General features: G+C 73.8%; 11 protein-coding genes and 1 tRNA gene. 2 read left to right on the forward strand and 10 right to left on the reverse strand.

The annotated features are described in order from the left end of the window. The first annotated feature begins 15 nt into the window (after positions 1-15). Complete coding sequence (lat, locus tag ACWDXC_RS07610; RefSeq protein ID WP_449979175.1) at positions 16-1,302, forward strand: L-lysine 6-transaminase; 1,287 nt, start codon at positions 16-18, stop codon at positions 1,300-1,302. On the opposite strand, the gene ACWDXC_RS07615 is transcribed toward lat, so the two are convergent. The 8 genes from ACWDXC_RS07615 to ACWDXC_RS07650 form a co-directional block, all read right to left on the reverse strand. Continuing rightward, the gene (locus ACWDXC_RS07615) at positions 1,288-1,509 is read right to left on the reverse strand and encodes a helix-turn-helix domain-containing protein (protein WP_049556178.1); all 222 of its coding nucleotides are present in this window, start codon (positions 1,507-1,509) and stop codon (positions 1,288-1,290) included. The genes lat and ACWDXC_RS07615 overlap by 15 nt on opposite strands. 158 nt (positions 1,510-1,667) lie before the next feature. Then, positions 1,668-1,740: transfer RNA gene (locus ACWDXC_RS07620), tRNA-His, on the reverse strand. A 67-nt stretch (positions 1,741-1,807) separates the two neighbouring features. Further along, positions 1,808-2,401, reverse strand: a complete 594-nt coding sequence (gene orn / locus ACWDXC_RS07625; protein ID WP_219513622.1) for an oligoribonuclease — start codon at positions 2,399-2,401, stop codon at positions 1,808-1,810. A 71-nt stretch (positions 2,402-2,472) separates the two neighbouring features. Continuing rightward, on the reverse strand, positions 2,473-3,558 hold the full coding sequence (locus tag ACWDXC_RS07630; RefSeq protein ID WP_449979178.1) for a DUF2510 domain-containing protein: 1,086 nt from the start codon (positions 3,556-3,558) through the stop codon (positions 2,473-2,475). 61 nt (positions 3,559-3,619) lie between these two features. Beyond that, entirely contained in the window at positions 3,620-5,281 is a 1,662-nt protein-coding gene (locus ACWDXC_RS07635) for a hypothetical protein (RefSeq protein ID WP_449979180.1), read from the reverse strand. 24 nt (positions 5,282-5,305) lie between these two features. Beyond that, positions 5,306-6,985, reverse strand: a complete 1,680-nt coding sequence (locus tag ACWDXC_RS07640; RefSeq protein WP_449979182.1) for a serine/threonine-protein kinase — start codon at positions 6,983-6,985, stop codon at positions 5,306-5,308. Positions 6,986-7,098: 113 nt separating this feature from the next. Next, on the reverse strand, positions 7,099-9,432 hold the full coding sequence (locus ACWDXC_RS07645; RefSeq protein WP_449979185.1) for a protein kinase domain-containing protein: 2,334 nt from the start codon (positions 9,430-9,432) through the stop codon (positions 7,099-7,101). A gap of 86 nt (positions 9,433-9,518) precedes the next feature. Then, positions 9,519-10,157, reverse strand: a complete 639-nt coding sequence (locus tag ACWDXC_RS07650) for a pyridoxamine 5'-phosphate oxidase family protein (RefSeq protein WP_449979187.1) — start codon at positions 10,155-10,157, stop codon at positions 9,519-9,521. Positions 10,158-10,228: 71 nt separating this feature from the next. Here ACWDXC_RS07650 and pdxR point away from each other — a divergent pair, with 71 nt between their 5' ends. Then, on the forward strand, positions 10,229-11,608 hold the full coding sequence (gene pdxR, locus ACWDXC_RS07655; RefSeq protein WP_449979189.1) for a MocR-like pyridoxine biosynthesis transcription factor PdxR: 1,380 nt from the start codon (positions 10,229-10,231) through the stop codon (positions 11,606-11,608). On the opposite strand, the gene ACWDXC_RS07660 is transcribed toward pdxR, so the two are convergent. Together ACWDXC_RS07660 and ACWDXC_RS07665 are read right to left on the reverse strand one after the other, a co-directional pair. Continuing rightward, positions 11,595-12,701, reverse strand: a complete 1,107-nt coding sequence (locus ACWDXC_RS07660; protein WP_449979191.1) for a DegT/DnrJ/EryC1/StrS family aminotransferase — start codon at positions 12,699-12,701, stop codon at positions 11,595-11,597. The two genes, pdxR and ACWDXC_RS07660, sit on opposite strands and share 14 nt — an antisense overlap. Beyond that, positions 12,698-13,780 carry a GNAT family N-acetyltransferase gene (locus ACWDXC_RS07665; RefSeq protein WP_357585593.1) on the reverse strand — a complete coding sequence of 361 codons (1,083 nt, stop codon included), beginning with the start codon at positions 13,778-13,780 and terminating at the stop codon, positions 12,698-12,700. Before ACWDXC_RS07665 ends, ACWDXC_RS07660 begins: the two co-directional genes overlap by 4 nt. Positions 13,781-13,841 lie beyond the last annotated feature (61 nt).

Genomic DNA, 13,841 nt, shown 5'->3' on the forward strand with positions numbered 1-13,841 from the left:
CATTGTGGAGGAGACATGGACGTACACGCCCGCCTCGCCCGCCACCTGCTCGTCGACGGTTACCGGCTCGTCCTCGACCTGGAGCTCAGCCAGGGCTCCTGGCTGGTCGACGCCCGCGACGGCCGCCGCTACCTGGACTTCTACACGTTCTTCGCATCCGCGCCCCTGGGCGTGAACCCGCCCTTCGACCCGGACTTCACCCGCCTGCTCGGCCAGGTCGCCCGGAACAAACCCGCCAACCCCGACATGTACACCGAGCATCTGGCGGACTTCGTCGACACCTTCACCCGCGTGTTCGGCGACCCGGCCCTTCCCCACCTGTTCTTCGTCGAGGGCGGCGCGCTGGCCGTCGAGAACGCGCTGAAGACGGCCTTCGACTACAAGAGCCGCCGCAACGAGGCCGCCGGCCGCTCACCCGCGCTCGGCACCCGCGTCCTGCACCTCACGCAGGCCTTCCACGGCCGCAGCGGCTACACGCTGAGCCTGACCAACACCGACCCGGTCAAGACCGAGCGCTTCCCCGTCTTCGACTGGCCGCGCGTGGACGTGCCCGCCATCCACTTCGGCGACGTCGAGGCGGCCGAGGAACGCGCGCTCGCCCAGGCCCGCGCCGCCTTCGAACGCCACCCGCACGACATCGCCTGCTTCATCGCCGAGCCGATCCAGGGCGAGGGCGGCGACAACCACATGCGCGCCGAGTTCCTCCAGGCGATGCAGCGGCTCTGCCACGAGCACGACGCGCTGTTCGTGCTGGACGAGGTGCAGACCGGCGGCGGCACCACCGGCACCCCGTGGGCCTACCAGCAGCTCGGCCTGGAGCCCGACATCGTGGCCTTCGCCAAGAAGGTCCAGGTGGGCGGCATCATGGCGGGCCGCCGGGTGGACCAGGTCGAGGACAACGTGTTCAGGCGCAGCGGGCGGATCAACTCCACCTGGGGCGGCGGGCTGGTCGACATGGTCCGCAGCCGCGGCCTGATGGAGATCATCGAACGCGACCGGCTGATCCCGCGCGCCGCCACCCTCGGCTCGGTCATCCTCGAACGCCTCACCAAGCTGGAGGCCGAGCACCCGGAGACCGTCGCGAACGTGCGCGGCCGGGGCCTGATGGCCGCCTTCGACCTGCCCGACACGGCGGCGCGCGACGCGATGGTCACCGCGCTGCGCGAGGACGCGGGCGTGCTGGTGCTGCCGTGCGGCACCCGCTCGGTGCGGCTGCGCCCGGCGCTGAACATCCCCGAGCAGGACCTGGAGCACGGGCTCGACGCCCTGGCCACCACCCTGGAGGGGTCACTCACGCGATAGCCACAGGCCGATCGCGGTGACGCGCGAGTCCACGCCCAGCTTGGCGTAGATGCGGTTGACGTGGTTCTTGACCGTCTTCTCGCTGAGGAAAAGCCGTTGCGCGATCTGGCCGTTGGACTCGCCCTTCGCGATCAGGTCCATGACCTCGGCCTCGCGCTTGCTCAGTGACGTGAACACGCTCTCGAACGCTGCGTCGTCGACTCTCATCCGGCCTCCGGGGCGCGTAGACAGTCAGGTCGCCGAGGGCCCCCGAGCTTCCGGCGTTGGCGGTAGACAGCGAGCATAACTCGCAATGTCGTGATTTGGGGACGATGCCGGAAGAAAACGGCAACGGCCGGTCCTATCGGACCGGCCGTTCGCGTCAGGGTGAGTGAAGGGACTTGAACCCTCGACATCCAGGACCACAACCTGGCGCTCTGCCAACTGAGCTACACCCACCATCGTGCCGCCCGTGAGAACGGCACAGCAAAAGTGTAGCGGTGTTCGGGAGTCTTCACGCCACCCATTAACCGCTGACACGCTCGGCGAGCGTCCGGGCCGTCGCCGAATCGGGCCCGGGCTGCCCCACGAACACGGCCGCACGGTAGTAGCGCAGCTCTCGGATGCTCTCGGTGATGTCGGCGAGAGCCCGGTGACCGCCCTGCTTCTCGGGCGCGGCGAAGTAGACCCGCGGATACCACCGGCGGACCAGCTCCTTGATCGACGACACGTCGATCATCCGATAGTGCAGGTAGGCGTCCACCGCCGGCATGTCACGCGACAGGAACGTGCGGTCCGTGCCGATCGAGTTGCCGCACAGCGGCGCCTTCTTCGGCTCGGCGATGTGCCGCCGCAGGTAGTCGAGCACCATGGACTCCGCCTCGGCCAGCGTCACCCCGCCGGCCAGCTCCGGCAGCAGCCCGGACGCGGTGTGCATCTCCCTGACCACCTGCGACATCTGCTCCAGCGACTCCGGCGGCGGCTTGATGACCACGTCGACGCCCTCGTCCAGCTGGTTGAGCTCGCTGTCGGTGACGATGCACGCCACCTCCACGAGCGCGTCGCGCCCGAGATCGAGCCCGGTCATCTCGCAGTCGATCCAGACCAGCAAGTCACTCATTCGTTCTCCTCGCCGCAGCGGCCCGGAGTGACCCGCCCCGCTTGCCTACCCCACCAGCCTAGTGCCACCGGTCAGGCGGGCTTGATAGAGCTGAGCACGTCACCGACCACGTCGGTGCCCAGGTTGTCCGGGACCGAGATGTAGACCAGCGCCGGACGCTCGCCCTCGCCCCGGTCCATCAGCACGACCGCGCCGCTCTCCTTCTTCCACTTGAAGTTCTTCTGCTCCGACACCTTGGTGAAGTCGTACTCGAACTGCACCACCCAGGCGTCCCGGTCACCGATCTTCATGGCCTTGTCAGCGACGATCTTGCTCTCGTGGGGGAGGTCGTAGTAGCGGGCGAAGTCCGCCATCACCAGCTTGGCCGTGGTGCCCAGGCTCGCCGCCCCGGCGTACGGGAAGCGCTCGATCAGCTCACCCGCGTAGATGTTGCCCACCCAGTCGCTCTCGCCGTCGAACTTCTCGTGCGCGACCTTGCCCACGCCGCTCGTCCACGACTGGATGGCCGGGTTGGTGCCGTTGATCGAGCTCGCCTCCGGCACCGTCCACCCCTCCGGCACCTCGTACGAGAGGCCCGCGATGGGGTCGGTCACCGTGCCGTCCTGCGGCTGCGGGAGCTGGGCCGGGGTCGTCGGGCGATCCGTGGGCTGGTCGGTCGGCGGGTCGGAGGGCCGCTCGCTCGGCGGGTCCTCCGTCTCCGGCGCCGACTGCGTCGGCGAGTCGGTCGGCGCCGCCACCGGCGAGGAGCTGTTGGCCAGGTAGATGCCCGCCACCGCGATCAGCGCCACCACCACCAGCGCCGCCAGGCCGCCGAGCACCCACGGCAGCGGGTTGCTCTGCTTGGGCGGCGGCCCGTAACCGGGACCGGGCAGCGGCGCGCCGCCCCACTGACCGGGCTGCTGCGGCTGCTGCGTGGGCGGTTGCTGCTGCTGCGGGGCCTGGGCGAACTGCGGCTGCTGGCCGTAGGCGAGCGTGGGATTCGCCGGCGCCGACGACCAGTCGGGCTGACTCTGGGGCTGCTGCGGGCGGCTCTGGGGCTGCTGCGATCCCTGCTCCAGGGGGTGGGTGGCGTCCGTCCACTGGTTGCCGTCCCACCACCGCAACTGAGGGGATCCGTACGGGTCGGGGTACCAGCCCGCGGGGGTCTGCTGGGTCATGCCCGTCAGAGTAGTAAGAACGGCTTTGAGATGCATTGTTGCGCCGTTCGGCACTTGGGCTTCAGCACTTGTACGTGAAAGTCGCCTTGCCGCTGCGCGCCGGGCCCGGCGACAGCACCCGCAGCGTCGACGTCGCCTTCACCGTGCTCTCACCCTGCAACTCCCAGCGCAGCGTCAGGTCGTACGACGTCCTGTCAGCCCGGGTGCGCAGGGTGCCGCGCTCGACCTTCTTCTCCAGGTTCTGGTGCCATTCGTACCGGATCTCGCCAACGCCGCCGTTCGTGGTGATCGTGCCCGTGACGGTCACCACGGTGTCGCAGCCCTGGGTCTTCTTCGGCACGTGCACCGCCACCTCCGACACGGCCAGCTCCGGGCCGCCGCCGCCGTTCAGCCGCAGCCAGGCGAACGCCGCGCCCGCCAGCACCACCGCCAGCACCACCGCGGACAGCACCGTCCGCCGCCGCCGCGCCGCCCTGCCCCGCCGGCCCGCGCCGCGCCGCCCGCCCGGCCCGTCACGGCCCTCACGCCAGATCCGCTCGGCCGCCGTCTCCGCCGGCGCCCCGACCCCCGGCCCGAACCGCACCTCCCCCTCACCCTGCCGCCCCGGCCGCGTGGCCACCTCAGCCCCCGGCCGCGTCCCGGCCCCCGCGCCCGCCAAGCCGTCCGGGCCTGCGGGGGTACGGGCTTCGGGGACGTGCAGAAGGGTGACGATGTCGCCCTCGTCCCGATCCTCCGGCACCTGGGCGGGCGGCTGCCGGTACGCCGAGGGCTGGGCGAACACCGAACGGCCGCGCGCCGCCCGGGCCAGGCCGTCCCGGCTGACCGTCCCCGGGGGCAGCTCGGCCAGCAGCAGGTCCCGGGCCGCCGCCAGCCCCCTGGTGACCGCCGTGCCCGCCGCCCGCTCGAACAGCGCCGCCACCTGGGGCGCCTCCCTGGTGCTCGAGGCCGCCAGCCCGCGTGCCAGCGACGCCCACCCGGCGGCGTCCCGTTCCGGAGCGGACACCTGGCCCCGGATGGCGTCGGCCAGGCCGCGCTCCGACAGCAGCGCCTCCCCCTCGGCCGTGATCACCACGGTCCCCGGATGCACGGAGCCGTGGGTCACCCCGGCGGCGTGCAGCCCGAGCAGCGTCCGCGCCGTCTCCACCAGCACCGACGCCGCCCCATCGACTTCCACACCCCCCAACAGCGACACACCCCCATCCCCGTACGGGTGGCCGCCGTGAGCGGGGAAACCCCCGAGAGGCTGCCCGCTTTGGGCGGGAGCGTCCCCGTACGGGTGCCCGCTGTGGGCGGCGGAGTCTCCGAAGGGGCGCCCGCCTTGCGGGGCCGCGCTCCCGTACGGGCGCCCGCCTTGCGGGGCCGCGTCGCCGTACGGGTGGTTGCCCCGCCCGGGGGCGTCGCTGGACGGGGGGACGGTGAGGAGGGTGGAGAGGGTGGGGGTGACCGCTTGGGCGGTCAGGAGCCACACCTGGTCGCCGGCCGCCACGACGTCCGCCACCGGGATGAGCCCCGTGAGGCCGCCGAGGACGAGGCGGCGGTCGGTGAGGACGGCGGACACGACGCGCTCCCGCACCCCGGGCAGCTCGATGACGCGCGCGTCGAACAGCAGCGCCCCCGCCCGCCGCCCGTCGGGTGAGATCGCGTCGATCCAGTTGCCCAGCTCGGTGATCCACGTGTGCTCGGTCAGCCGGAACCCGGCAATACCGTTTCTCGGACTGCTCATCGCCGTCGCCCCCCGCCGCGTCTTCTAGCGCTTCCTGCGGTGCCGTCCCGCCATGCGGCGTTTCACCGCAAGTGTGACGGGAAGCGCGCCTGTCGTCACGAGCCCGGCCGCGAGCAGTGCCGCTGGGGCCGCCGCTGCCGTGGAGGGCTCGGGGCCGGGGAGTCCGGGCGTGGTCTCGCCGTCACCCGTGGGCTCTTCGTCGGGGGTGGGGCTCTGGGACGTCGGGGTTCGGGTGGGCGTGGGGCGGGGCGGCCGGGTGGTCGCCTGGGTGGCGGTGGGGGTGGGGGTCGGCTTGGGGAGCGGCCCGGCGGTGCCGTTGTGGGCGTGGGCCCTGCCGGTGAGCTGCGGGTCGGCGGTCTTCGTGGGCTTGGGGGAGCGGGTCTTGGTGGCAGTGGGGGCGGCGGTGGCCGGCTTGGCCGTCTTGGTGGGGGAGGCGGTCGTGGGGGCGGGATCCGGCGGTGGCGCCGCGGTGGCGGTCGTGGGGGCGGTCGTGGGGACGACGGGCGGGCCGGTGTCCGGGAGCTCGGTGGCGGGCGGCTCCGAGGCCGGTTCGGAGGCGGGCGGCTCGGAGAACGGAGGCTCCGAGAACGGCGGCTCCGAGGTGGCGGGCTCGGCCGGGACCGAGGGCGACGGGGTGACCTCGGTGCTCTGGGCGGTCAGGGTGCGGTCGCCGTCGAGGGTGTTGGTGAGGACGAGCGCGGCGGTGATCACCGCCCCGGTGCAGACCGCGCCGATGGCGATCTTGCCGGTGAGCTTGGTCATCACCTTGCCGGGCTTGCCGAACCGGGTCCGGGCGAGCGTGGTGTGCACCTCCACGGGCGCGTCGGGCGCGGACGGGAACAGCAGGAGCAGCAGCCCCGCCAGCGCCGACAACCGCCGCCTGCCGCGTTCCTCCCAGTCGTCGCCGTACGCGCCCGCCGCGACGGCCTCCAGCTCGGCCAGGAACGCCTCGGCGGAGGCGGGACGCGCGTCCGCCCGCTTGGCCAGGCCGCGCTCGACCAGCTCGCGCAGCGCGGCCGGGACCTCCTCGACGGGCGGGGCGGCGGCCTGGTGCTGGTGGGCGAGGGCGGCGACGTTCGAGGCGCGGAACGGCCGGGCGCCGGTGAGGCATTCGAAGAACACCACCGTGGCGGCGTACACGTCGGTGGCGGGCGAGGCGGGCAGCCCGGACCACTGTTCGGGCGCCATGTACGGCGGGGTGCCGGCGGCGCTCGCGCCCTCGCCGGCCATGACCGCGATGCCGAAGTCGACGAGCTTGGTGTCGCCGTCGCCCTGGACGATGACGTTCTCGGGCTTGTAGTCGCGGTGCACGACGCCGATGGCGTGCGCGGCGGCCAGGCCCTGGAGCGAGCCCTTGAGCACGGTCAGCGCGGCCTCTGGCCCGGTCGGGCCTTCCGACCTGAGCAGCTGCCGCAGCGACACGCCGTCGACGAGCTCCATGACGATGGCCGCGCCCCGCCCGGTCTCGACGTAGTCGATCAGGCGGGCGTTGTGCGGGCTGCGCAGCGTGCCGAGCAGCCTGGCCTCGTGACGGAAGCGGGCGACGAAGCTCACGTCGGACCGCAGCTCGTCGGAGAGGTACTTGATGGCGACCTCGGCGTCGTCGCTGTCGCGCCTTGCCAGGACCACGCGGCCGGCGGCGCCGCTGCCGAGTTCGCGAACCTCGGTGTAGCCGGGGACCCCCCACTGCCCATCACCGTACATAACGGTTCTCCTCTGGAGTCTTCTAGGCCCCCACCCTTAACAGACGAGGCGTAGCTTAACGGCCCGGCACCTCACCACGTCACCAGATATCCGTACATGGGGGTACATGCAGGTCAGCCGATGGTTCCCGGGCCCTCCGTCGGCCCCTCCGTGGGTTCCTCGGTGGGTTCCTCCGACGGCTCCTCCGGCTCGCAGGCCGGGGTCCGGCCGCCGGCCACCGCCGTGCCGTTGCCCGCCCCCGGCTGGGTGGAGGCGCGCACCTGCCAGGTCGTCCCGCAGGGCACCTGCCCGAACGCCTGCCGCACGGTCCTGACGTACGACGTGTCGCCGGCCAGCTCCAGCACCTGGCTCCCGGCGACCCTGTCGCCGACCTGGAACGTCACGGTCAGCCGGACCGGCCTGGCGTTCCCGGTGCCCACGGCGACCGTGGCCGTGGCCGTGCCGTCGCCGTACGCGGTCCGTACGATCGAGACGCTCTTCACCTCCGGCGGGCAGGTCACGCGCGCGCGGGCGGACGCCGTCCGCCCGCCGGCGCGCACGAGCACCGAGACGGTGGAGCCGCACGGGCGGGCGCGGAAGGCGTAGGTGAGGTCGCGGGTGTACGAGGTCCGCCCCGACAGGACCGCCGAGCGGTCGGCCACCTGGTCGCCGTCGACCGCGAAGGCGGCGGAGACGGGCACCTCGGCGGTGCCGCTGGTGGTCATGAGGAGGCGGGCGCGGGCGGTGGCGCCGTCCATGCGGAGCGTCGCCCGTAACGCGGTGACCTCGGTGGGGCAGGGCGGCACGCTGACCGTGGCCGACCGGGCGCCGCCGGGTGCGGCCGGGGTGGACGCGACGGTGAGCGTGACGTCCTGGCCGCACGGCCGCTCGGGGAAGGTGTGGCGCAGCGTGCGCGTGTAGGCGGTGTCGCCGCGCAGCCGCAGGCGTTCGACGTGCACGATCCGGCCGCCGGCCCGCCAGGTGGCCTCGACGGTGACGGTGGCGGCGCCGGTGGCGGCGAGCGTGAACGTCCCGGCGGCCGTCGCGCCGTCCACGGCGAGCCGCCCCACCCCGAGCCGCGACACCGAGGTCACGGGCGGCGGGGTCGGGGTGACGGTGTTGGTCGGGGTGCTGGTCGGGGTGGGGGTGACGGTCCGCGTGGGCGTGGGCGTCGCCGTGCGCGTCGGGGCCGGGCGGGACGTGCGGGTGGCGCTCGGCCCGGCGGTACGGGTGGCGCTCGGCGCGGCGGTGGCCGTGAACGGCGGGGTGGCGGTGGGCGGCGGGTCGGAGTCGGTGCCGCCGGGCGGGTCCCCGGTGTCCTCGGGGGCCCCGGTGTCCTCGGGGTCGGCGGTGTCCTCGGGCACGAGCTGAGGCGTGGTGCTCGGCGTGGGCGGGAGCGCGACGGGGACGCCGGACTCCGTGGGCGGCGCGGCGGCGACCGGCTCGAACGGCGTCGCCCGGTCCCGGTTGGCGATCACCAGCGCGGCCGACACGGCGACCAGGGCGGCCAGCGTCGCGCCCATCGCGGTCTTGGTGACGTGCCCGCGCACGCGGCGGAAGGTGGTGCGGGCCAGCGTGGTCGACACCTGCGGCTCGGCGGGCGGCGGCTCGGGCATGAGCACGGCGAGCAGCAGCACCAGCGCCGCCAACCGCCGCCTGCCGCGTTCCTCCCAGTCGTCGCCGTACGCCGCCGCCGCGACGGCCTCCAGCTCGGCCACGAACGCCTCGGCGCCGGCCGGCCGGGCGGCGGGGTCCTTGGCCAGCCCGCGCTCGACGAGCCCGCGCACCGGCTCGGGCGCGTCCTGGACCGGGATGGGCGCGTGCACGTGCTGGTAGCCGAGCACGACGGGCTCGGTGGACCGGTAGGGCCGCTGCCCGGTCAGGCACTCGAAGAAGACGGCCGTGGCCGCGTACACGTCGGTCGCCGCCGAGGACGGCTCCCCGGCCCACAGCTCCGGCGCCATGTACGGCGGCGTGCCCTCGGGGCGGGAGAGCGTCCCCTCCCGGACGGCGATGCCGAAGTCGACGAGCTTGCTGACGCCGTCGTCGCGGACGATGACGTTCTCCGGCTTGTAGTCGCGGTGCACGAGCCCCGTCTCGTGCGCCCTGGCCAGACCGAGGAGCGAGCCCTTGAGGACGACCAGCGCCGCCTCCGGCCCGGTGGCGCCGTGCTCGCGCAGCAGGGCGCGCAGCGACACGCCGTTGACCAGCTCCATGACGATGGCGGCGCCCTGCGGGTCCTGGATGTACTCCCACAGGGTGGCGATGTTCGGGTGGCGCAGCGTGGTCAGCGTGCGGGCCTCGGCCCGGAAGCGGGCGAGCGCCACCGGGTCGCGCCGCCAGCGGTCGGACAGGTACTTGACGGCGACGTGGATGCCCGTGTCGTCGTGCACGGCGAGGACGACCCGGCCGGCGGCGCCGGTGCCGAGCTGCCTGACTTCCGTATAACCAGGAGCTTCCCAGCCCATGTTGCCTCTCCCATCAGAGGCGGCCCACCTGATTGTGACGCACGATCGAGGCGATTGGTTTGCCGGATCGGTCCTGATTTATGGAACTACCTTCGGCCGCTGATGTGAACAGGTATGTCGATTCCCTCTGGAAGAGCCGGGTCGGGCACCGGCTCGCCCCACGTCGTCACGAGCGGCAGCACCCCGGCCCAGACGGGCAGCGCGTAGTCCTCCTCCTCGTCCGAGGGGGCGCCCCGGCGCATCTTGACCGACGCCTCCTCCAGCGACAGCGCGAGCACGGCGGTGGCGGCCAGCTCCTTGCGCGTCGGCTGCCGCGTGTAGTCCCACTGGCCGGGGGCGAGCTGCTCGGTCAGGGCACGCAGGCCGAGCAGCCGCTCGTCCTCGTCGGTCACCAGCCTGGCCCGGCCGTAGATCACGGCGGAGCGGTAGTTGACCGAGTGGTTGAAGGACGAGCGGGCCAGCACGATGCCGTCGAGGTGGGTGACCGTGACGCACACCTCGTTGCCCTCGCCCGCGCGCAGCGACCGGGCGCCGGTGGAGCCGTGCAGGTAGAGGGTGTCGCCGACGCGCCCGTAGCCGGTGGGGATCACCATCGGGTGGCCGTCCACGACCACGCCCAGGTGGCACACGAGCCCGGTGTCGAGCACCTCGTACAGGTCGGCGCGGTCGTCGCTGCCGCGATGCTTCTCCCGGCCGAGCCGGGTGCGCGGGGTGGTGGAGAGCATGCTCCGAAGCTAGCGGGAAAGTGGACTTATCCTGTAGAGCCACTGTTTGCCGCTTCCCGGAGACCACTTGCGTGCGTACCCTCGTTGACCTGCCCGTATCGCTGTCCAGGGACGCCGCCGTGCCGCTCACGGCGCAGCTCGCGGCCTGGCTGCGTGACGCCATGCTGTCGGGGGCGCTCGCGCCGGGCGAGCGGCTGCCGTCCTCGCGCGGGCTGGCGGCGCAGCTCGACGTGAGCCGCACCGTGGTGACCGAGGCCTACCAGCAGCTCTACGCCGAGGGCTGGCTGGAGGGCCGCCACGGCTCGGGCACGTTCGTCGCCTCGCTGGAGACGCCGCGCCGCGCCGTCCCCGCGCCGCCCGCGCCACCGCCGCCGCCCGCCGTCGAGCCCGACGAGCGCACGATCAACCTCACGCCCGGCCACCCGTGGGTGCGCGACTACGACCGGGCCGCCTGGAAGCGCGCCTGGCGGCGGGCCGCCGAGCTGCCGCCCGGCGACTACCCCGACCCGTACGGGCTGCCGCACCTGAGGGAGCTGCTGGCCGCCGACCTGCGCCGCACCAGGGCGGTGGCCGTCGGCCCGGAGAACGTCCTGGTCACCCGGGGCACCGGCAACGGGCTCGACCTGTGCGCGCTGGCCCTGCTCGGCCCCGGCACCAGGGCGGGCGTCGAGGACCCCGGCTACCGCACCGCGCGGGCCGTGTTCGCCGCCCGGGGCGCGGAGATCGTGCCGTGCCCGGTGGACGAGGACGGGGTGATCGTCGACGGGCTGCCTGACGGCCTGCGCGTCCTCTACACCACCCCGGCCCACCAGTTCCCGCTCGGCGGCCGGCTGCCGATCCCGCGCCGGGAGCGGCTGCTGTCGTGGGCCGCGCGGACCGGCGCGACCGTCGTGGAGGACGACTACGACGCCGAGTTCCGCTACGACGTGGCCCCGCTGCCCGCCCTGTACGGGCTGGACCCGTCCCGGGTGGTGCTGCTCGGCACGCTGTCGAAGTCGCTGGCTCCCGACATCGGCGTCGGCTGGCTGGTGGCCGCGCCCGAGACCGTCGACCGGATCGCCCGGGCCCGGCGCGCCATCGCCGACCGCACCAGCGGCCCCGTCCAGCACGCGGTGGCGACGCTGCTCGAACGCGGCGACCTCGACCGGCACCTGCGCCGGATGCGCCTGGAGTACGCGCGCCGCCGCGCCGTCGTGGTGGAGGTCCTCGGCGCGGCCTGCCGGCTGCGCGGCGACACGGCGGGGCTGCACGTGCTGGCCGAGCTGCCGCCCGGCGCCGCCCCGGAGATCGTGGCGCGGGCCGCCGAGCGCGGCGTCCTGCTCGACACCGTCGCCCGCCACCACCACGGCGCCGAACGCCTGCACGGCCTGGTGATCGGGTACGGGTCGGCGTCGCTGCCCGACGTCAGGCGGGGCTGCCGGATCGTCGCGGACCTGATCAGGCGGGTGTGAGCCCGGCGACCACCGGCAGCGCGCGGGAGGCGTGGACCGGGTCGACCGGCAGCACGTGCCGCGCCCACCGGCGGGCCGGCCCCGGGTCGGGCGAGGGCTCGGTGAACGGCCCGGCGTAGTCGTCGTAGGGCGGGTCGTACAGGTAGCCGGTGGCCACGCCGCGCCGCTCCAGCGCGGCGATCGCCGCGTCGCGGTCGCGCACCAGCAGCGGCACGCGGAACAGCGGCCGGCCCGGGTCGTCGCGCACGGCCGGGGCGGCCGAGGGGAGCGCGGCCAGCAGCTCGACGCCGGCCAGCCGCCTGGCCCGCTCGCGCGGCACCGCCGCCAGCCGCCTGCGCTGGTACCAGCGCGCCAGCGGCCCCCGCGCGGCACGGTAGTCGTGCAGGTCGGCGCGCACCCACGGGTCGAAGGGCGGCAGCGACGGCGCCTGCGGCAGCGCCTTGGCCAGCGCCTCGGCCTCCAGCCGGATGCGGTAGCCCTCGCGCTCCTCCTGCAGCCCGAGCGCCCGCATCAGCCACAGCGCCGGGCGCACCAGGTCAAGCCGGAGCGCTGCCTGCCTGGCCATCGAGGTGGCCACCGCGAACAGCTCCGCCCGGAAGGAGCCCGGCTCCAGCAGCCGGTCGCGGGCGCGCTCCAGGGCCTTGAGGTCGGCGGCGTCCTCGACGGCCAGCACGCCGCCCGAGCCCGCGCCGGGATGCTTGGACAGGCTGAACACGCCCGCCTGCCCGAACGTGCCGAGCGGCCGGCCGCCGACGTCGGTCTCCATCGCGTGGGCCACGTCCTCCACCAGGATCTTGCCGGTGAACGCCGCCACCTGGTCGGGCAGCCCGTACAGGTTGGTGGTCAGGACGGCGTCGACGCGGGAGAGGTCGACCCGGGCGGCGTCGATGTTGCCGTCGCGCGGCGACAGCGGCGCGATCACCGGGCGCAGCCCGGCCGCCAGCACGAGGAAGAGGATCTCGTCGGCCGAGATCGGCGACATGAGCAGCCGCTGGCCGGGCTCGCACCAGTGGCGTAACGCCAGGTAGAGGCCGAGCCGGTTGGAGGGGAGCAGCAGGCAGTGGCGGCCGGTGCGCTCGGCGATCGGCCTCATCCGGGGAGCGTGGCGCGCAGCCGCCCGTAGGTCTTGAGCGCCTTGTCGGCGGTCCGGAGCAGCACCGGGTTGGCCAGCACGGTGGCGCGGGCCTTGCGGGCGGGCACGCGCAGCATCCAGTGGACGCCGGCCGCCGGGCCCGCCCGGGCGACGCGGCCCTCGCAGACGGACAGCTCGCCGGTCTTCAGCTTGTCCTTGTACTCCTTGTCGCCCCGGCCCATGTCGATCGTCTGGATGCCGGTCTCGGCGGCCTTCTCGGCCATCGCCAGGTGGTGGATGAGGCCGGGGGAGTATTTGGCGAAGCGCGGGTCGTAGGCCGGGAACCAGCCGGCCAGCGTGGTGCGGGTGCGGATGCCGAAGTGGCCGGCCATCGGCTCGCCGTCGACGTAGACCATGTCGAGGACGCCGGCGAAGCTCTCGGTGCGGGTGGCCAGCAGCCGCTCGACCAGCTCGACGATCCACTGGTGGGCGAACCTGTCGGTGCGGCCGGTGCGCCGGTACTGGTCGGTCTTCCAGGCGAGCAGCGTGCGCAGCGGCTCCACGTCGGCGATGGCGTAGTCGTGGCGCACCTCGCCGATGTCGCGCCCCAGCTTGCGCGTCTTGGCGAGCGTGGACTTGTACGTCTTGCCGGAGTGGGCGCGCAGGTAGGCGGTGTAGGCGTCGAACCCGTCGCGCAGGCAGATCACCGGCGACGGGTAGGACTCGTGCCGCCTGCCGAGCAGCGGCTGGCCGGCGACGAGATGGTCGAACTCGTAGACCGACAGCCCGCACTGCGCCAGCAGCCACTGGGCGGGGATCAGGCAGTCCTTGGCGTGGATCATGCCCTGGGCGTCGGTCAGGCCGGCGGCCACCGGCTTGCCGATGCCCAGCGGGTGCCGCTCGAACGGGAAGAATCCCACGATGTCGGGCCCGTCGTGGATCACCGCGACCCGGACCCGGTCACGCAGCGCGCCGACCGTGATCGTGAACTCGGGCGACAGGAAGGGATTGTCGAAGGCGGCGTCGGCTTCCTGGAGGGTGCGCCAGCGGCTGACCTCGGTTGCTCCCAGCTCATCGGGGCGAACGATCGTGACGTGCATGGGCTCCTACTGTGGACATGCCTCGGTGGCAGACATGTCCTCCCAGGCTACGGGATGGGGG

It is taken from the genome of Nonomuraea sp. NPDC003214 (genome assembly GCF_053590035.1).

What these genes read in the sequence shown, in the direction of transcription:
- ACWDXC_RS07615 (WP_049556178.1), bottom strand. Translation starts at nt 1,509, where the DNA reads ATGAGAGTCGACGACGCAGCGTTCGAGAGCGTGTTCACGTCACTGAGC.
- ACWDXC_RS07645 (WP_449979185.1), bottom strand. Translation starts at nt 9,432, where the DNA reads ATGGGCTGGGAAGCTCCTGGTTATACGGAAGTCAGGCAGCTCGGCACC.
- lat (WP_449979175.1), top strand. Translation starts at nt 16, where the DNA reads ATGGACGTACACGCCCGCCTCGCCCGCCACCTGCTCGTCGACGGTTAC.
- ACWDXC_RS07630 (WP_449979178.1), bottom strand. Translation starts at nt 3,558, where the DNA reads ATGACCCAGCAGACCCCCGCGGGCTGGTACCCCGACCCGTACGGATCC.
- ACWDXC_RS07660 (WP_449979191.1), bottom strand. Translation starts at nt 12,701, where the DNA reads ATGAGGCCGATCGCCGAGCGCACCGGCCGCCACTGCCTGCTGCTCCCC.
- ACWDXC_RS07665 (WP_357585593.1), bottom strand. Translation starts at nt 13,780, where the DNA reads ATGCACGTCACGATCGTTCGCCCCGATGAGCTGGGAGCAACCGAGGTC.
- orn (WP_219513622.1), bottom strand. Translation starts at nt 2,401, where the DNA reads ATGAGTGACTTGCTGGTCTGGATCGACTGCGAGATGACCGGGCTCGAT.
- ACWDXC_RS07635 (WP_449979180.1), bottom strand. Translation starts at nt 5,281, where the DNA reads ATGAGCAGTCCGAGAAACGGTATTGCCGGGTTCCGGCTGACCGAGCAC.
- ACWDXC_RS07650 (WP_449979187.1), bottom strand. Translation starts at nt 10,157, where the DNA reads ATGCTCTCCACCACCCCGCGCACCCGGCTCGGCCGGGAGAAGCATCGC.
- ACWDXC_RS07640 (WP_449979182.1), bottom strand. Translation starts at nt 6,985, where the DNA reads ATGTACGGTGATGGGCAGTGGGGGGTCCCCGGCTACACCGAGGTTCGC.